This is a genomic window from Bradyrhizobium valentinum, from assembly GCF_001440405.1.
In the GTDB taxonomy this organism is placed as follows: domain Bacteria; phylum Pseudomonadota; class Alphaproteobacteria; order Rhizobiales; family Xanthobacteraceae; genus Bradyrhizobium; species Bradyrhizobium valentinum.
The window spans coordinates 18,210-36,379 of record NZ_LLXX01000188.1; the positions used below are offsets into that span (position 1 = coordinate 18,210).

The 18,170-nt window shown below is 58.0% G+C and carries 16 protein-coding genes and 4 pseudogenes; 11 read left to right on the forward strand and 9 right to left on the reverse strand.

Annotated features, from left to right (window positions below; all coding sequences use genetic code 11):
* Position 1: 1 nt before the first annotated feature.
* From CP49_RS33995 to CP49_RS46435, 3 genes are all read right to left on the reverse strand, one after another.
* Positions 2–280: an ABC transporter substrate binding protein gene (locus CP49_RS33995; RefSeq protein WP_057854486.1), complete on the reverse strand. Its 279-nt coding sequence runs from the start codon at positions 278–280 to the stop codon at positions 2–4.
* A gap of 563 nt (positions 281–843) precedes the next feature.
* Positions 844–1,416, reverse strand: a complete 573-nt coding sequence (locus CP49_RS34000) for a class I SAM-dependent methyltransferase (RefSeq protein WP_082646389.1) — start codon at positions 1,414–1,416, stop codon at positions 844–846.
* A gap of 114 nt (positions 1,417–1,530) precedes the next feature.
* On the reverse strand, positions 1,531–1,983 hold the full coding sequence (locus CP49_RS46435) for a tripartite tricarboxylate transporter substrate-binding protein (RefSeq protein WP_082646390.1): 453 nt from the start codon (positions 1,981–1,983) through the stop codon (positions 1,531–1,533).
* Positions 1,984–2,090: 107 nt separating this feature from the next.
* Between CP49_RS46435 and CP49_RS34010 the strand changes: the two genes are divergently transcribed.
* Positions 2,091–2,324: a hypothetical protein gene (locus CP49_RS34010; RefSeq protein ID WP_057854489.1), complete on the forward strand. Its 234-nt coding sequence runs from the start codon at positions 2,091–2,093 to the stop codon at positions 2,322–2,324.
* Positions 2,325–3,109: 785 nt separating this feature from the next.
* Here the strand turns inward: CP49_RS34010 and CP49_RS34015 are convergent.
* Entirely contained in the window at positions 3,110–3,313 is a 204-nt protein-coding gene (locus tag CP49_RS34015) for a DUF6894 family protein (protein ID WP_057854490.1), read from the reverse strand.
* A 235-nt stretch (positions 3,314–3,548) separates the two neighbouring features.
* A complete protein-coding gene (locus CP49_RS43790; protein ID WP_082646391.1) occupies positions 3,549–3,728 on the reverse strand; it encodes a hypothetical protein in 180 nt (59 codons plus the stop codon).
* Positions 3,729–5,174: 1,446 nt separating this feature from the next.
* Here CP49_RS43790 and CP49_RS45485 point away from each other — a divergent pair.
* Positions 5,175–5,474: a hypothetical protein gene (locus tag CP49_RS45485; RefSeq protein ID WP_156438812.1), complete on the forward strand. Its 300-nt coding sequence runs from the start codon at positions 5,175–5,177 to the stop codon at positions 5,472–5,474.
* Here the strand turns inward: CP49_RS45485 and CP49_RS49525 are convergent.
* Both CP49_RS49525 and CP49_RS43800 read right to left on the reverse strand, forming a co-directional pair.
* Positions 5,369–5,731, reverse strand: a pseudogene (locus CP49_RS49525) (GcrA family cell cycle regulator); the annotation flags it as partial. The gene CP49_RS45485 and the pseudogene CP49_RS49525 overlap by 106 nt on opposite strands.
* Positions 5,732–6,122: 391 nt before the next feature.
* Positions 6,123–6,397: pseudogene (locus CP49_RS43800) on the reverse strand (transposase); the annotation flags it as partial.
* A 181-nt stretch (positions 6,398–6,578) separates the two neighbouring features.
* On the opposite strand from CP49_RS43800, the gene CP49_RS34030 reads away from it, so the two are divergent.
* From CP49_RS34030 to CP49_RS48160, 4 genes and pseudogenes are all read left to right on the forward strand, one after another.
* Complete coding sequence (locus CP49_RS34030; protein WP_057854493.1) at positions 6,579–7,448, forward strand: hypothetical protein; 870 nt, start codon at positions 6,579–6,581, stop codon at positions 7,446–7,448.
* Positions 7,449–7,773: 325 nt separating this feature from the next.
* Positions 7,774–8,319: a hypothetical protein gene (locus CP49_RS34035; protein ID WP_057854494.1), complete on the forward strand. Its 546-nt coding sequence runs from the start codon at positions 7,774–7,776 to the stop codon at positions 8,317–8,319.
* Positions 8,320–8,738: 419 nt separating this feature from the next.
* Positions 8,739–9,257: a hypothetical protein gene (locus tag CP49_RS34040; protein WP_156438813.1), complete on the forward strand. Its 519-nt coding sequence runs from the start codon at positions 8,739–8,741 to the stop codon at positions 9,255–9,257.
* 957 nt (positions 9,258–10,214) lie between these two features.
* Positions 10,215–10,472, forward strand: a pseudogene (locus CP49_RS48160) (hypothetical protein); the annotation flags it as partial.
* Positions 10,473–10,547: 75 nt separating this feature from the next.
* Here CP49_RS48160 and CP49_RS49065 read toward each other — a convergent pair.
* Positions 10,548–10,748, reverse strand: a pseudogene (locus CP49_RS49065) (DinB family protein); the annotation flags it as partial.
* A gap of 1,082 nt (positions 10,749–11,830) precedes the next feature.
* On the opposite strand from CP49_RS49065, the gene CP49_RS34050 reads away from it, so the two are divergent.
* Positions 11,831–13,444 carry an alkaline phosphatase D family protein gene (locus tag CP49_RS34050; protein ID WP_057854497.1) on the forward strand — a complete coding sequence of 538 codons (1,614 nt, stop codon included), beginning with the start codon at positions 11,831–11,833 and terminating at the stop codon, positions 13,442–13,444.
* Positions 13,445–14,684: 1,240 nt separating this feature from the next.
* Here CP49_RS34050 and CP49_RS45500 read toward each other — a convergent pair.
* On the reverse strand, positions 14,685–14,960 hold the full coding sequence (locus CP49_RS45500) for a hypothetical protein (RefSeq protein ID WP_156438814.1): 276 nt from the start codon (positions 14,958–14,960) through the stop codon (positions 14,685–14,687).
* Between the two features lie 955 nt (positions 14,961–15,915).
* Here CP49_RS45500 and CP49_RS43810 point away from each other — a divergent pair.
* From CP49_RS43810 to CP49_RS48795, 4 genes are all read left to right on the forward strand, one after another.
* Complete coding sequence (locus tag CP49_RS43810) at positions 15,916–16,068, forward strand: cold-shock protein (RefSeq protein ID WP_245311009.1); 153 nt, start codon at positions 15,916–15,918, stop codon at positions 16,066–16,068.
* Positions 16,065–16,505: a hypothetical protein gene (locus CP49_RS34060; RefSeq protein ID WP_156438815.1), complete on the forward strand. Its 441-nt coding sequence runs from the start codon at positions 16,065–16,067 to the stop codon at positions 16,503–16,505. Before CP49_RS43810 ends, CP49_RS34060 begins: the two co-directional genes overlap by 4 nt.
* 671 nt (positions 16,506–17,176) lie before the next feature.
* The gene (locus CP49_RS34065) at positions 17,177–17,548 is read left to right on the forward strand and encodes a hypothetical protein (RefSeq protein WP_057854500.1); all 372 of its coding nucleotides are present in this window, start codon (positions 17,177–17,179) and stop codon (positions 17,546–17,548) included.
* Positions 17,549–17,824: 276 nt separating this feature from the next.
* Positions 17,825–17,950 carry a hypothetical protein gene (locus tag CP49_RS48795; protein WP_276326587.1) on the forward strand — a complete coding sequence of 42 codons (126 nt, stop codon included), beginning with the start codon at positions 17,825–17,827 and terminating at the stop codon, positions 17,948–17,950.
* Positions 17,951–18,170 lie beyond the last annotated feature (220 nt).

Below are 18,170 nucleotides of genomic sequence, written 5' to 3' on the forward strand. Positions count from 1 at the left end.
TCTAATCGATCACTTCGTTGGCAAGTCCGAGCAGGGTGGGCTTGATCGTGAGACCCAGTTCCCTGGCTGCCTTCAGGTTGATGGCAAGTTCGAACCTTGTTGGCTGCATGCTGGGCAAATCCTTCGGTTTCTCGCCCTTCAGGAAGCGGCCTGCATAGAGGCCCGCCTGCCGCCAGGTATCGGGCCGGTTGGTGCCATAGCTGACCAGACCACCAGCTTTGGCATCGTCGCGTGCGTTGTAAATCCCCGGAATCTTGTATTGTCGGGCCAAGCTGACCATGCGCTTGTGTCTACCGAAAACTCAAGCGCGGGCGTAGTAGTGATGAAGTCCGCCCAGGATGGCGCGTGAACTGATCACACCGGTCCGCTGAACCGGGCGAGAAACCGGCGCATCCTTGTTCAAGGATCGATGCTTTCTGACGCAATTGTAATAGGGGGGGTAGGATTTCAGGACCCGACGCAAATGCATCTCGCCCAGGACCATTCACGCCGGATCGATCCGATCAGCCGTTCGGCAAAGCAATTCTGCCAAGGCGACTCTGGTGCGGTAGGCTTGTCCCGGATGCCCATGGCGCGCAATCGGCGCGGACGACGCTGCCATAGATCCGGTCGCGATCGCGGATGAGGTAGTGCGGAGCCTCATCCCAAGGAAATGCCTCCGTGATCTGGCGTGCAACCCATTCGGCCGTCGCGGTTTGTTGTTCGAGGGGCGGATAGCGAGCAGATCACGCAGGTTCTCAGCGGGCCGCTCAGGTGGTCATACTCGCGACCAGTCTCCAGTACGGTGAAGCCAAAGCCATACGATGGTAAGCACGCATTCTACGCTACCAAGCGTTTTCCCGCTCATCGTCCACGATGCGCCTCGAGGCCGGCGGCGGTCCACAAGCCGCGAAGCGCCTCGATCCCGCCGGCGGATGGATTGGGAGGGAGCAGTGGAGCGACCCCCGCCGCGCGGGTTTCCTGCCAGATCGGATCGAAAGGGAATCCGCCGCCGAGCACATCCCACGCATAGGCCGCAACCAATCCACCCGGTCGGACCACCCGGGCCATTTCGGCCGTGCCCTTGGCGGGGTCGGGGACGAAAAAGATCACGAGTGCCATGACGGCGGCATCGAACCGCTGTCGCTCGAACGGCAGCGCCATGGCGTCGCCTTGCAGAAATCTCGCACCGTGCGTGCCGCGTCGCATGCGGGCAATTGCGAGCTGCGCTTCGCTTGGATCGACGGCCTGCACCTCGATTGGAGCACATCGCTCGACAATCAACCCGGCAAAGGTCCCCGTTCCACATCCGACGTCGAGCCATCGCAATCCTGCACGGGGCGCAAGCCACTCGAGGAACACCTGTCCCGCAAGCCGGCTCCACGGGCTCATTCCCCGCTCGTAAACGTCCCCATCCTCGAAACGAATGCTCTGCATGCGCGTTCGTCCCCATCCATCGTTTCTTGCGAGGCAACGAACCGCGGCGGCACGACCGTGTCGCCATGAGACCGCAGCTTCGAAATATTGTCAGTGCGACTGGATGTCGGCCGCTTATTTGGCTAGCGCCGCGTCGGCGGCCATTTGCTTTCGGACAAACGTGTCCAGCTTACTTGGAGACATGGTCAGCGAATCGACGCCAAGCGCTGCCACTTTGGACCTCACACTTGGCGTGGCCAGGGCCTTGGCCACCTCACTTTGCAGCTTGTCGACGATTGTGCGCGGTGTTCTTGCGGGAAGGAACATGCCGATCCAGAAAGGATACTCCGCATCAATGAATCCGGCCTCGGCGGTCGTAGGCACCTCGGGGAGCGCAGCCGACCGCTTGTGCTGTTCACAACAAGTGCCATGAGCGTGCCGTCCTTCACATGCGGCAATGCATTTCCGACGGGGGCGAAGAAGAAGTCGAGCCGGCCTGCGATAATTTCCTTCAGCGCTTCCTGCCCGCCCTTGAACGGAACATGCACTGCCTGCAGCTGGGGTGGGAGGTCGAGTTAAAGTTCTGATTTTCCGAAACGCTCGGCCGCTCGTTGGTCATACCCTCGCCAAGAGGACTTCCATTTCTAGCCACGAATCGGGCTCACGAAGGGCGAGATCACGCAGGGGAACGCATCATGTCAGCACAGCGTGTTTGGAAGCCTGTCGGTTCGGTGAACAGTAACGCGGAGATCGAGCGCCTTCGTCGGGAGCTAGCCTCATTCAACAAGCAGATCGAGCAACTCGAAAAGCAACATCCCGACGCACAGAAGATCGAGGCACTCAGGGTAAGCGCACTCGCGCTAGCGCGCCAGATTGATGAACTTCGCTGCTCGAATGCGAATGACTTGACCGATTTGCTCGCGAAGTAGCCGCCACTTACGGCGGCGATCGCCAGACACTGGTTCCATCACCTTCCCGCCCGAAGCGCGTTGCAGATGAATGGCTACCAGGAAGTCGATCACGATCAAACGAATGGTTGCAAACAGCCCTTTGGCGTACTTTGGGCGGTTCCTTGGCTCGTTAACCAACAAGATAGCACTGCCTCATTCTGGACCGATTTGATCCTGACGCTCGGTGCCGTCTCCGCGTAGGAGCGTGCCAAGTGATTCGGACCGTCGCGCTTGGAGTAGTTTGCCTGGCCGGCCTGGGTGCGATTGCCGCAGCCGCCAAGAAGCCGTCGCTGCCGCAACCGCCCGAGATCGTTTTCCCGAAGGTCGCCGGCAGCAAAGCAGATCGCCTGCCTCTTATACCCCGTCTGGGCACGCCAACTGACGTAGAGAGGATGGATGTCGCATATGTTCCACCCGTCGCAGCCCCTTCTGAATCAGCTGCGCCAGAAAAGGCAGCGAGTCCACCACTTCCTGGTATCGTTTCGCGTCATCGGCACGACCCGCATGACCGGAAGTTTTTCGAGGCGGCCAAACAGAGAAAGCCGACCGCTGACCGGGTGCCCAAACGGGTTACTGCTGTGAAGGAGTGTCGTTCAGATGGCTTGGATCCACTCTTGAGAAAGCTGAGCCTATCGCCACAGTGCGAATAGTGACGCCGCTCCGTCGGGTGCTTCAACAACGCTGGCAAGAGCCATAGCAACCTAAGGGCTCATGAATCCGCAGACGTTGGCGGACTTCCGCTTTTGAATCACCGCAACCTCTCTTTAGGAGGCTCCGCACTCGAAGAGCATATTGTCGTCCGCGTCCGCAACGATCACCACAATCGACTGCGAAAACTCTCCGCCCTTCTTTAGTTCATCAGCAACGACTTGGGCCATGCGTTTTGCGCACTCAAGACTTGTTAGGTCGTTTCCCACATCATCAGGATGGAGTTCAGAACCGTCAAAGATGTGAAAAAAATAGCGCATCACGGCCGCATTAATTCAGGCGACCGGTGACTTCCAGTGACAAATAGGTAAGCAAACGTCTAACTCGGGTCAAAATGCGTCCATGTCTAACGGCAGGACTTGTCGAGGTACCGCTGCTACGATTTTCGGGGAAAAGCGCATCTGCTAGCGGGCGAACGGCATTTCACAGCCGCAGCAGCTTTCCTACACGGATCGGACTGGCCGCAACTGTGGCCAGTCCGGCTCTGTGCTTACTTCAGATTCGCGTTGATAATGATACGCCAAGCTTCGCAGCCATCACCTGCGTTGCGCCCGGTGTTCGCTTTAGTGATTTGGCTATCTTTGAGACGCCAGCTTTGGCTTTGGCCATAGTTTTCATTTGCCGTACATCTTCTTTAGTCCACTCGCGGCGAACGATTTTCTTAGTTCTAGCCATTGTTACTCCGGTTTTGTGGACCGGCCTTGTATCACGCGACTCCGAATTGGCAACCGTGAAAGATATGAAACACGCAGCGTCCGCGCCCGCGTATATCGAGCGGCAGGTGGTGCACTACGCGCTTCTCAGCGCCGCAGTTCATTCCGTGCGAAATCATGACATGAGAAACAATGCAGCGTTCAAAGCAACACTCACGAAACTGTCAAGTCTAATACAGAACGGTAAGTATCCGGCTCCCTCAAGAGGATTACGATTTGTAATTCAATTCGAGGGACCGCCCAGTGGATTCAAGGAAGCGTTTCTCAGCTTTGGAAACCATGTGCCGCGAGCGTACGCAACTCGCGAAAAGAGAGTTTGAATACTGGCTAGCCGAAGCCGATGAGTGGGCGCGGTATAAAGGCTCCACCAATCCATCCATCGAGGCAATTCCAACCCAACTCGACTGGTGCGTGGAATCTCCGAGCATGATCAAAAATTCATAAGCAGACCTAACATGCCCAAACGCGCACGCATTTGCACCTCTGGCTTCCGCGTGGCTGGTGGCACCCATGCGTTTATATCCGTGCGTGCCAGTTCGATCCGTGTTGGTGGTCGCAGCGCTGTCCAGGGATTTTCGAACATCGCTCTTGCAACAACGGCTATTGCGTCGGCTGTCGCTCGCCGCGCGCGCCGTCCAGTCGCGATGATTCCGCCATGCCTGAAAGTCGGCCCGAAGCGATCAACGTTATAACCTTAATTGATCGGATGAATAAGCGCACAGGTTCAGGCGTTCGCGGGCACTACGACCTGATGTCAGAAAGATGCCATCCAAACTATTTGGGCCATCACCAATTGTACGGCACGCTCGATTGTCGAAACTGGTACGACGAGCTTCTCCGAGACGAAACATATTGAACGCCACCGTGGATGTTTCATATTGGGAGCGATTCTCCTTTTGTTACTCGATGAGCATTGCATCGACCGGCTAGACAACGAAGTTGATCGTGTCGCGGCACTTCAGAATGCATACCCCGCATTTCGCGGGAGCCTAAAAGTAACTGTAACCTTCGCGAAACCAAAGCTACCTCGCGGCGGGGCGACAAAGGTACCTCTTGGCGCGTCGCGCCAGACGGCTACATGCGAGCGATTACCCTATGCCCGAAAGGCGTCGACTCGCGTGGGCGATGAGGACGCTAAGGCATAGTCGATCAGGCATGCAATCGCGGCTTGAAACAGCGGGGTGAATTCAATGTGGCCACCAGAGAGCGGACTGCTCTAGTACGGCCGTCCCGGTGGCGGCAGCCGAAAGGCTCGTTGCAAATTTGCAACCCGGCGCCGCCGCCATCGCTAGGCTCACGTGTCAATTGCGATCGCGCTGATCGGTCGGATACCACGGCTCGCCGTCGTCTTTGCGACCAGATGGCTGCGCCTGATGAGCCACGTGATCGACTGCTGCGGGCGCTATGCTTGGTCATCACCATCGCCGCTAGCGCAAAAGGCAATGCGTTGGCCGATCCGCAAGCACGAGTCATTGATGACGGTGATGTCGTACTCAGTCATTTCGGCGTCCGGTGCGCTAGTATGCTACATCTTACGCCAGCAGCCTTGCATATTAACTTCAATCCCCTTGGCGCACTCGTCCCATCGTGGGGAGAGGTTGCCTACCGGTCCTCGCGCCCAAATCCTCCGCGCGACGGCCGCGGTGATCTGACCAATATCGCGCGTGCGATCGGCGAGCAGGAGAACGTGGCGCTGGTCCGGGGATAGCGACATGCGGTTGAGGATAGCACCGATCGTTGCGAGGCGCTGCCCTGGCCATGCGCGATCCGCAAATGATGCGCGCAATAGGGCAAGGCCGGCACCTTGCCGGCGCCGCAAAACTCGGTCGCCACCTCGTGCACTTCACCGAGCGGCCAGCGGCAGCGGGTCTCGTCGAGCTCGCCAGCACGCAGGGCCGCATGTCGAGCAGCGGCACGATACCATCGAGCGGCGGCGCCGGCTTTTGCGGCATGATCGACGTTACCGTTGTTCTGGCGCGACCCGGCCGCGTCTGCACCGGCTTCACCTCGAAATGCTTTTCTACGCCGTCTGGCAACAAATCATCGTGGCGCAGCCGCATTGCCTTTGCGCATATCGACGAGCGCGAGCGGTTCAACCATCTCGAGATTTGCGTGGCCGATGCTGTCGGCCAAAGGCTGACTAGCAAGAAAGTTTCCTCGGTGGTCCAGGGGATCATACGGGGGCCTCGCTCACTCGCCCTGTAAATTGGGCGAGTACTCGCCACGGGTCGAGCGCCCCGACGAGATACCCGCGCTTGCTCTAGGACGCGGAGGCGACTTGAACCAACGCGGGTTTCTCGCCGGAGACGCGCATAGTATGAAAATTGAAACGACGTTCGGAAAGCTAGCAATTTGGATCGCCGGGAAGATGCTGCTGGCCTTATCCTTGATCCGGTGGGGAGGTCCATCGGCGATCCGCACCCGAACGGCGGCAAACCAGGCTTTCAATCGACCCTTGGTCCCGTTTCGCCAACTTACATTTTGCCACTTCGAACCGGCGAGCATGTCTTCGGCGGCCCTCGACAGGATGTCCGGAATGTACCGCCCGCGGGGGCGTCCTCGCATCGCAACCGGCCAGATTAGCTTGACGTCGACCGGGTACACCTTCAGGTGACGAGGGATGCCAAGGCTCAGGCCCTTCCTGCACGCACGCACCCAGCTTGGCCATCTAGGCGATGCCTGAAGGGCAATTGCCCAAAATCGCCCTAGACTTTCCATCCTGCAGCCTTGCTTTGGTCAAAACGGCGGGGGGAAGTGTCAACAATCCGACGATCGCCCGTTCAGTTGACGGCAAAACTGGGAGGAGGCGCCCATGGATTCCTTGGCGAACACCAAGCAAACCGACGATCCGCACGATGCTAGTCCGGGACTGTCCGCGCAAGAGATAGAGCTGGTCGCGCACGCCGATGAACGGCTCGCGCATGCGTATGAACAAATCGCCCGAGCGGATGAACAGCTCGCGCGTGTCAATGAACAGATTTCCAAACTGGAGCAAGATGCTGCGCGGAAGAAGTCCGCGAACAGGTATCGTTCATCGCGTGGCAGGCCGGCGCTACGCGGCTTTGTCGGCCTGCTGTTGACAGCGGGCATTTGTATCGCTGCTTTCGCTTCGCAGTCCTCTGGAGAGACGGCCAAGCTGATGATCTCCCGGTGGGCACCGCAACTGGCTGCGGCTTCGCCGTTGCCGGCGGAAACACCGAAGCTCGCCGACCAGCAGAGTCCGCCTGCCGTTCAGGTGGCTGCGACGGACGGCGCACTTTCGCAATTGCCACCTCCGGCTCAGCCTGCACCGCAAGACGCGGCAGCCGCCCCGATCCCTCCCGAGCTGACACAGTTGCTCCAGACGATGGCGCGTGATCTCGCAAACGTGCAGCAAGGGATCGAGCAGCTCAAGACTAGCCAGGAAGAAATGGTCCGCGAGAATGCCAGGACCGCCGAGCAGCTGAAGGCGAGACAGGAGCAAATGGCCCGCGCGATCGCCAGCGCCTCCGAGCAGAACCTGCGGCGCAGGGCATCAGCGGCTTCGCCACCGCCGATTGCGACGCCTGCACGTGGGCCCGTGTCGGCGCTTCCGCCGACGGAAACGAGAACGCAAGCGCGCGCCAGTGCCATTGCGGCCCGGACAACAGTAGCCGTCATCGGCGCCGCCGTCGCCACGTGCAACACGTGTCAGCGTCCCTGACAATATTCTTTCGTCCGTTTCGAGGCTTTTTCAACGCTGTCTGCCAATTCCGGAGTAGGTCATTGGATACTAAATCGGATCGCAAGCTCGCGTATGTTCGATCGGGCGGGTTTTGTGAAGCATCCGGCGGCTAATTGCTGCATGAGATGTTGAAATTAACCACTTGTTAACCCTGCGGTCGCCTAATGTGAATGACTGGGGGTCACCATGTCGGCCCCTGCAACAACGCAACCCGAAGTTGATGCTTTTTTTCGGCCGATCCAACCTTTCGTTCGTTTGCCAGGCTGGCGGTTCGCGTTACGGCTGTCCTACGCGGAGCAAAAAAATGTTCGGAAAGGACGACTTAGTGGACAATCTCAGCCGCGATCTGGATCGCGCGCGCGAAAGACGCGACGCACTTGCGTCCGAAGTCACGACACTGACGGCTCAGATCGCTGAAGTCGAGGCCCGCCTTTCTGAAGAAAAAACCCGGCGGGAGCGTGATCGCGTTTTAGGTGAAATCGAAGCGATAAAAAAGCGAATCAAACAAGCGACCGGCGCATTTGCACCTGTCATCGGTAAGCTCTGCGAGGCCATCGAGATGGCTGCGACAGTCGTACCCGAAGCCCGCGAGCTTAGCAGTTTTCTATTATCAGTTGCGACCGAAGTCGATAGCGTAGTCGATCCGCTATTGCGCGAGATGGATCAACGAGCGGATGCGGTCCGAGCCGGCCACGCTACACTAGATCTCCTGTGTTCAGCCAATGGGGCTCCGATCGAGCCGTCAAAAGATAATAGGGATCGGCTACTTCGTTTTCCCGTATGGCTGTCTCGCAATAGGGAGGTAGAAAAAAATGAAACAACGGAGAAGCCGCGCAGCACAGCAGCGTGAATTAACGGCGCGCTGCGCGACCAAAGAAGATCTTCAGCCCAGCGTTTTGGAGATCAATCACGCTGTGTTTCCCGGACTGCGCACACTGAACTAATTCGTTTGCAATCGCTCGCGAAGTTTATTGCTGTCTGTATCCGCGGGATTTTTCTTACAAATGTAATTCAGAGCAGCGAATATTGGCAATCGTGTTCTGATCGAACTCAGTATCGGCAGGCGGTATGGACCGGCAAGGTCCAGTGAGGTTCTATCGTTCGACCGGAAACCGCCGATCAAATTCTAGCATGGTCCTCGCGCGCACGACCGGATTGTCGCGACGAACCGTCTGCTCCGCCATGAAACGTCTTGAGGACTTCGACGTGCTTGTCATCGATCACAGAGGGGGACGCCGACCAGGCTCATCCCTCTGCTACACGTTGAGGATGGACAAGCTCGACAGGCTGGCCCGAGCTGCCGCGGCCGAAGATGAGCAAAATTTTCACACCTGCGAAGGAGAACCGCCACCGGGTTGTGCAAACGACGACACTGACGTGCGAAAAGAAGCGCATCAAGGTGTGAAAGATTCGCACCAAGGTGTGAAAGATTTTCTACAGACTCCTCTTACTAGTCCCTTAAATAAATCCCTTCAACACCATGAGACGCTCTCAGGAAATGTTCAGAGAGCCAAAGCCTCCAACAACTCAAGTACTGACAAAATTCCCTCAAAAGCCGATCAGAAGCGTCAGCAAAGCGACCAGCAGTCCTTCACAGCCGAAGATGTGGCAGCTCTCGCGCAGTCTCTTGGAAGAGGAAACATCCAGCTGGGCTATGGCTATCTCATGTCTGTTCCGGAGGTCACTTGCGCGCGTTGGACAATCCTATTCAGAGGCGAACCGGAGGGAATGAGCACGATCTTCAAGGAAATCGGAGAAATTGCCGAAAACGCACCAATCTCCGAGTGAAATTTGATCCGTGAATCTGTGAAGCGGGTTGTGAAGTTGTGAAGCCGTTGGCTAGGCCGAATAGCTGCCGATGTCGTTCGTGGGCTTCAAAAAGACCCTCCACCTGCTAAGTGTGAAGTTGTGAAGTGTGAACTTTGAACTGTGAAACAAGTTGCAAGGTATTCACCGAAGTAGTAACGGCCTCGGGTTCCCTTGGGGTAAGCCCCATCCGTGATCCGCAACGGGTGTTCCACGCTACAATGTACACGACGATTTGCCCGCCGGTCCGGCCCGCGCTTTTATAGGGCGCAATACGCTTCATGATTGCGCGCTGGAAGAGATTATCGTCCGGACCGACATTCGCGTTAGCGCGCTTCGGACTTCTGGCGGCAATCCATCAATATTTTGGAAAGTGACGACAGGCGAGGTGGTGGCCTCTTTCGTTCCCGCTTAGGACACGTGTCAGGCTACGTTCCGCAGGGCGTGCGCCCATCTCACGGGAAGCCTGACGAGCTTTATAACAACCTTGTCGCCTTATTCTACCATCCTGCTCCGAAGGCGCAGCCGGCATACCTGATAGGTGAACTTCGGCTCCAGGTCGGACAGGCGAACGTCATCACCCCCAGCCGCAAGCGTCGATGACGGCGGAATGGGCACATTCGTAATCGCCGCAGTAGACGATGAGCCGGGTCGGGCCGGATTTGGGCCAAATGCTGGCTGCCGACCACAGCAGGGGCCTTGGATATGCCGAACCGTTGCGCAGCCACTGCGCGAACTGAAGTCTGGATGGGGAGTTCGGGAGAAGACGCGGGCCTCGTCGCGTCGTAGCCGCCGCGCTTACTGAAGAATGATTTTGGGACCCAAGGGGCAACCGTACCACAATTCTTCCTTGATCTGGTGCAGCTATCAGAGCGTTACGGTACGCATCACGTCTGTGGAGGCAGGAAGCATGAAATTGCTAACGGGGCTGTCGCGGCAATGCTCTTGCTGGCGGGTGCGGGCGCAAGCCATGCGGTGGTTCGGATTGTTAATGATCGGGGCGGACAGATCGGCCGTTACGTAGAACGATACGAACAATTGAGGGCCTCAGGCCAAACAGTAATGATAGACGGCCTTTGCGCCTCGTCCTGCACAATTGTCCTTGGCGCGATTCCTCACGAAAAAATCTGTGTAACTCGAAACGCTAACCTCGCTTTCCACGCAGCGTGGGATTTCGGAGCCTTCCTTCGAGGAATTGACTCGGCCGTCTTCCGTTGACTTGCTGGCAATTAATTGTTCGAGGTTTGGCGCTGCGCCGCCTCTTTGAAAGGCCAACAAGTCCAACGGTGGCGGCTCACCACCAGTGAGGATGGAGAGGCAGGCATGGGCTTGGCCGCGATGATGCGTCTGATGATTGAATAGATGCAGCAGAATATCCGCGAGAACCTGTGACTGTGGCATTCCGGATGTGGTTCTGTAACTGTGAAGACCTCTCAGTGCTGTTTCATCGTACTTTCCGGTGACCTCGATCATCCGATTGTCTTCTGCAATACGAGCCTTGGTTAGTTCGATCCGGTCTTCATACAAGATTGCATTAAGATCGTTTGGAAGGTCGCCTTCCCCGGTCTATCGGCAATGGACCCCCTGTAACCTAAAGGGCCAATTGTGCATGCAACCGGGGCGCGATCACAAGACGCGACGCAACAATTGCATAGCTCCTCCACATGTTTCGATAAGGTGGCCGTCTCGGCCATCTCGCGCCCATCATGCTATCCACCGAACCCGCAGCGTGCTGGGCTACTCAGTGCATAGAAGCCGAAGGATCTGACTCAATCTGGTCTCAAGCGGCGACCTTGTCCTCCTTCTCGGAGCCGCGCATCACGATCTTGAGCGCATCACCCGGCAACGGACGCTGCAACGCTTTTGCTTCGTCCCTGAACGCAGACAATGCGTCGTGAGGAGTGTGTGCGATCGCTAAGCCGGGGAATCCGATTCTTCAGCGGGGCAAAAGGGAGGGTCCGTTGGGCGATGCTTTGGCGGCTGATGGTCTAGATGCGCTATGAGTGCAGCTTCGTCCAAGCAGAACATCATGCGCCTCATCGAAACCATTGCTTGTTGGGTTGATCCCGAGACGTTCGACTATTGCCAACCTGCTACACCACAAACGTCCGTATAACTCTCCCGATCTCTTTCGGTATCGGACGCGTACCTACGTACGATTGAGCCATCAATCTCAATCGTTCTAGTCTTGCTGATAATCTGAAAGAGTCGATTGCAGATGGCACCCTTCATAACCATCCCGAGCCAGGCTCTTTCATAGGAAGTGCAGCAGAACCGGACTAGCCGGGCCGGCAGCTTGCAGGAAAGAAGTCGGCGGCGTAACGCCCGCCGGCTTTTTCTCTGAGCCTACGAAGGTCACGATGGCCAAAGCAATTGAGCAAATTGATGAGACCTACGTGCGGTACACTAACCGCGCCGCGCTCGAAAATCTCAGGTCGCACCGTCGGAAAATTAGGTTCGACATCAAGAGTCGGTCGTCCGCGTTCGCCTCCAGCCAGCTTGTTGGCCAAATTGACGAGGAAATCGCGTTTATCAATGCAGGGCCTCCGTAGCTTGTGGCCGGTCCTTTATATCAACGCCGATCATCCTCGTCCGGGCACGCGAAGCAGGGTCTGACCAGACGCAAATTCTTGGTTCGGTCGGCCTCTACAGTAGCGCTCGCCGGAGTGGGCGGTCTCGCCAGACCTTATCTCAGCCGGGCCGCGGATCGCCCGCAGATCGCCTGCGGGGTGCAGTCAGGCGATTTATCCGGCAACTCCGCGGTGGTGTGGGCGAGGGCCGACCGGCCTGCGCGCATGCAGGTGGAATGTTCGACCGTCGAAAGCTTCTGGACTATCATTCCCGCGGCATCGGCAGACGCGCTGCCGGATCGCGACTTCACATCGAAGCTCTTGCTCGAAGGTCTCCCGCCTGGACAGGATATTTTTTATCGCGTGCGGTTTGTGGACTTCGGTGAAGGCGGAGTTGCGGGAGAAACCCAGGTCGGGCACTTTCGGACCGCACCCGCGGAGAAAAAATCGATATCGTTCGTCTGGTCGGGCGATACCGCCGGGCAGGGTTGGGGCATCGATCCCGCACGCGGCGGCATGCGCATCTACCGGACCATGCTGCAAAACCGCCCCGACTTCTTCATTCATTCCGGCGATCACATCTACGCCGACTGTCCCGTTCAGCCTGAACTGAAGCTGCCGAACGGCCAGACCTGGCGGAATATCGTGATCGAGGAAAAATCCGTGGTTGCGCACAGCCTCGCGCAGTTTCGCGGCAACTATAAATACAACCTGCTCGATGACAATCTGCGCGCCTTCAATGCGCAGGTGCCGATGCTGGCGCAGTGGGACGATCACGAAGTAACCAACGACTGGGCGCCGATCGGCACCGCCGATGAGACCGGTTATGCCGAGGACGGCACATCACGGCTGGTGGCGCGCGCGGCCCGCGCGTTTCATGAATTCATGCCGATCCGCGAGTTGCCCGCCCAGGCGGGGCGCATCTATCGCAAGGTCAGCTACGGGCCGCTGCTCGACGTCTTCCTGATCGACATGCGCAGCTATCGCGATTCCAGCTGGAACAAGGGCGAGGACCGCAGCGGCTGCTTTATCCTGGGCTCGGCCCAGCTGGCATGGCTGAAGCGGGAGCTCGCGGCTTCGGATGCGACCTGGAAGGTGATCGCCGCCGACATGCCGATCGGCCTAATCAGCGAAGACGCGATTGCACTTGGCAATGGTCCGCCGGAGCGGCGCGAATGCGAAATCGCTGATCTGTTGTCCTTCATGAAACAGGCCGGCGTCAGAAACACGGTGTGGCTGACGGCCGACATGCATTATACCGCCGCGCACCATTACGATCCGAACCGCGCGGTGTTCCAGGAGTTCGAGCCGTTCTGGGAATTTGTCTCAGGCCCGCTGCATGCCGGCACATGGGGGCCGGCTGAACTCGACAATACGTTCGGTCCGGCGGTGATGTTTCAAAAGGGCTGCAGCGCGGAGCAGGGCGAGAATCTCGCCCCCTGTTTCGGACTGCAGTTCTTCGGCCGCGTCGATATCGACGGCCAGTCGGAAGTCATGACGGTGACTTTGAAGGATGTCGACAACAGCGCATTATGGTCGGTCGATATCGAGCCGCGACCGGACGCGCGGCCGGGAAGGATGCTAGCGCACCATATCTAGAGCTAATAATCCACGTGGGCGATGCGGATGTAATCAAAGAATATGCTGTGGACGTTCTTTCAAGGCCAATACTCGGGCTCATTGCCCGGTAAGTTGAGACCGTTGCGCAGCCAAAGCGCGGCGACTGGGGAGATCACGCCTTACAAGTGGGTGCATCCGGGCGAGGTAAGGTAGCCCGCCGGTTCACGCCGGCCGGTTTTTACTGAGGTAGGTTCGCAGATCCCACGGAATCGGCGCGGTTAGCGCGTCTGGGACGGCCGTAAGCCTCGCTGACTCATTTTCGATATACAACTGCCCCGCCACCAACATCACGGCGGCGAATGCTATCGCTAACATTGCGCTCGCCAACTCCGGGACTTCGTTCATTCTCTACTTTCATTTGCTACAGACCGCTGGTCGGCCGTGAAGTTTCGGCGTCAGCCGGACGAGGAGACGTGAGGGGCGGCCCCAGCGCGGGGCGAGCTGGGGCCGCAACACACGTGGAGTGCCGGAGGGACGCCGGCACAGGTCTGAGGTAGGTTCGCAATCCGCCGATCCCATTAAGTTCTGTTTTAGAATCGGGACCGGCCTGTATTGAAATGACGAGTGCGAAGAAACGGTCCCAGCGACGATACTGTATGTGGGTTCGCAATCTTCCGATCCCACTAGAGGGTGTCTCAGAAGCCAGCAGTTCGACTGCGATTGGTTCTAAATGGAACGGTAGCGGGCCTGCGCGTAATACGGAATGAACATCGATGCCGTCAGGCTGCATACGCTGAGAACTAAGTCCGGCTTGCAGAAAACGAATTAGACCGGCAGTCCTGGTCCCGGATCCAGAATACCCATCTGCTTAACAGAGGCCGATCACTTGAATCAATGATCTCCCGCGCGAAATCAGCGGGTTTATTTTCCCGTCTGATTACCCGTACCTTTGAACACGAACCGATTGGGCGGACGGGAATGACCAGATTAGCGCTGAAAGTTTCCCCATCTACGTGCTCCGGAAATTTTAATCGCCTCCCGCCCCGGCCCCGACATTGAAGGGCGAGATATTCCTCGCGTCGCCGTGGGCAGTGGCCTCGCGCAGATTGATCAGAAAGCGAGCGAGGCTGATTTGGGCTGGTAGCGTCAAGGAAGCTTCAACTGCTCCCCTATGGCCTTTACCATGCCGCTAGTCGCGCTTCCGCAGGTGGGCGACGTTGGATGAGCCCGTGAGGCGCGAGGGTGCTGGGCGTATCGCACGCGCTCACAAACTTGCCAGTCAGCGTAGGTAAGGTGTCGTTGCGGACCGCGGCCGCTTCGGCGCGACGCCGACGGTCTCACCGCTCGGCCACGGGCCTGAGCCTGAGCTCTTGCCCCCGTAGCCCCGGTAATTAGGATCGGTATAGGGGTTGCCCGGCCCTTTGTTCTGGCAGTTGGCATTGGGATGGAAAAACGCGCAATAGCCGGGTTCGGACATTACCGGCTGCGCGGTAACCGGAGTTACGATCGCGGTCGACAACACAGCCATCACTCCAAGGAGCCTAGGGGTCGACATTGTGTGTTCTCCTCCGCTGTGGATTTGTCGGTATGCGGAGAATAACACCCGGGCGAGTGCGGTCTTCCTGATGTTTCAATCACTCGGCCGTGATGGCGTTTGCGGTGGCCTCTCTGTTTCGTGCGTCCGAGCGAGAGTTAATTCATGCCGCTGCGGCTCGATCTTCTTTCGCCTCGCCGCGCGCCACGATTTCAAGGCATTATCGCGTAGGGGCCGTTCCAGTGCTTTCGCCTCATCCCATGGCGCGCGCATCTAGGAGTCGCATTCCTCTACCGTCCTCAGGATCACCGGCATGGCCTTTGGGTGGATCAGTTCAACGATCGCGTGCGGTGCCGTCGTTAGGAAACCATAGACCAAGTGAGGGCCGCGGATCGGTTTGGACTTGGTGCCACGGTCCGCCCCGGAATTCTGTCCAGATCCCGGCGAAGGAGAACCGGTCGTCGTTGAGCGATCACACCACGTCGTTTTTTGCCGGGCGTGTGAATTGGGTCACCATGGGAGTCCCAATTCCGACATCGAAAATCCGGAATCAAGACATCGGCGTGTCTCCATATCGCACCGGATGTTCCCGCGATATGCGGAGCGTTCGATCCGCCGATCGGCGCAACCGGCCTCGATTGGGGTTTTTGTACCGCGCCGTCCCCGGTCGAGGCCGCACCTTTTAGAAAATGGCGCTCGCAGCGGTCAGCCGAGATCGTCGGCCTGATCCGACTGCTATTCGGATCTGCCCGGTTCAAGCTGGCGCGCTGGAATATCCAATTCAGCCGCTGGCTTGCGAAGACCGGCGCAAGGCTCTGCTCTGACGACACGACGATGGCCCCGCTGGTTCACGCCGGCGGGTTTTCCTTGCCGTGAACCGTCGGGCCACCCTAGATTGTTGCCCGTTCAAAAACGGAGTGCGGACGTGGCGACAGGTATTGTGAAGTGGTTCAATGCAACCAAAGGTTAGGGTTTCATTCAACCCGACAGCGGCGGCAAGGATGTCTTCGTGCACATCTCGGCCGTCGAAAAAGCGGGACTGAGCAGCCTCAATGAGGGTGCCAAGGTGAGCTACGAAGAAATGAGCAACCGGGGCAAATCGTCCGCTGAAAATCTAAGAGGCGGATGAATTCAATCCGTGCTGATCGAATTCCAGAACGGCCAGGAGACGGAGATCAATATTCCAACGGATACGTGGGATCGACTGACGGAAGCCGTTCGAGCGCACTTCCGCACCTGACGCACTCGGTTCTTGCGATCATGCCGGCTCCGCTACTTCGCGACCAAGACGGCAAGATCCTTACGCACGATCATCCCGAAATTCTTGATGACGACTACGTGCTCCGGCACATCGTTCCTCCCCATGATTTGCATCCGGATACAGACAAGGGTGTCACGCGAGTTGCCTCAGGTGCCTATTCCGAATCGAGCGACGGAGGAATGTCTGCCGATATCCTTCGCTGGATGGCGGAGCACCATGGCGCCGTCTGGGGCATCAAACAATCGCACCGGCGCAGAATCGCTCGTGTCGCGATCACCGTGCGAAGAGCGCAAGGCGAGACCTAATGGCCTCTAGGTGCTGGTCCTGCGCGGAATCTACATGGAGTAGAATACACTCATCATCGACCTCGGCGTGGATTTGTCGCCACCTACGATTGAGCTCGCGGTACCATCGCTTATTTTCGAAACGGTAAACTCGCATCGGCTCACATCGTCCGGAACGTCGCGATCGCGGACGATGCTGATGTTCGAGAGAGCGCCTCGGCATGGTCTGCGGCACGCCATTCGAGCAACAGTCGGTCGTCCTCTACCGTCCACGATCTCTTTTATCTCCTGGGCCCTTCCCGAGTTCGGCCGAGACCTTGTGCCCGTGAACCAAGTGGCTGTCCGACAGTTCTCCGGAACCATGTTGGGAGCAAGTCCATCAACTAACCTCTCCTACGAAATGTGCAGAGATTTCTTTCTTGAATGACCTCTTGCGCCTCGAAAACAGGGCGGAACCTCGGAGGTGATGCCACTCTCACCAGCGGGAACAAGTGGCAAATTTTTTCAACTGCGTTACTTTGTGAACAGACGATCAGTTGACGCTCTTGTTCAATTGCGCCGTTCCTCGCAAGTATCCGCGAACTTGTCCCGATTGGGTTAACCAGTGATCATACGATGGCGCTTGTACCGTAATAAGCAATGCAGAACGGCAGGCCGGCCAGGGCGCCAAGCGTGAGGCGGAGATCGAGGCATTGCGTGCCGCAATCATCAAGGCCGAGCTGGCACGGGCACAGGCCGAGAACTACCTGTTACGCTACCGCATACTCTACCTAGAGACGGCGCTTACGCACTGGCAAAGTGCCGCCAAGTCTGCCCAGACCCGGGCGGCGAGCGAAGTTGCCGACCTCAACGAGAAGGTTAAGGAGCTGCAATTCAGGCTTCGTCAAATGTGGGACTGGTACAACGACGAGATCACCAAGGCAGGTGGCCTGACCTTCAAGGCAAGCAGCCTAATTGCGAAGGCGCTGCATCCCGACGCTCTGCCAAGCGAGGAGATCAGGTTGGAGGCGTTCAAGGCGTTCTCGGCGTGGAAGAGCGACAGGGATGCGGCGAAGCGGCGCTAGGCGCGCACCGCCTCAAAGCGCATGAATCTAGTAGCGCCTAAAGCCCCTCTCGCCACCGCAGCGGCCCTTGGCAGAGTGTATGGATCTGCACACAACCAGCCCAGCTTGACGGTTCAACCGTGGCACTGTGCCGCTGCTTCTAAGCTGAACTTTTCGCCTCGGTCCCCGTCAATGAGAAAATGGACCGAGAACGAGAAAACAGGCTCTAAGAGATGGCCAGCAAGGAGGTTTAGCAGGTATGTGCGGGGCTCCAGCCGCCTTCAAGCAATGTCAGAAATGCCTGAAGCGCCCAAGGATCAACAATCGCAGAAACAATCGGGCATGGCCATGTGCAGTTGCTGCAAGAACATGGCCATGATGGATGGCAAGAAATCCGATGACCCGCGCAAAGGCATGGAATGAAGTGACGAGGACGGCGGCGCTTGGCCGGTCCCGGCGCGAGTCAGCCCCGCACCGGGGCCGGTTCTCACAAGGGCAACCAGTCGGCAGGCGCAACCGGAAAAGGGGGGCGAGCAGCGTCTAATGTCGTCTAGCCAACACTGATGCGTAAGCTGGGTCGCGACCGCGGCAGACTCAATGAGGCCGCTGCAAAGCTCTTTCGCAAATGGAATCGCTGGGCGGC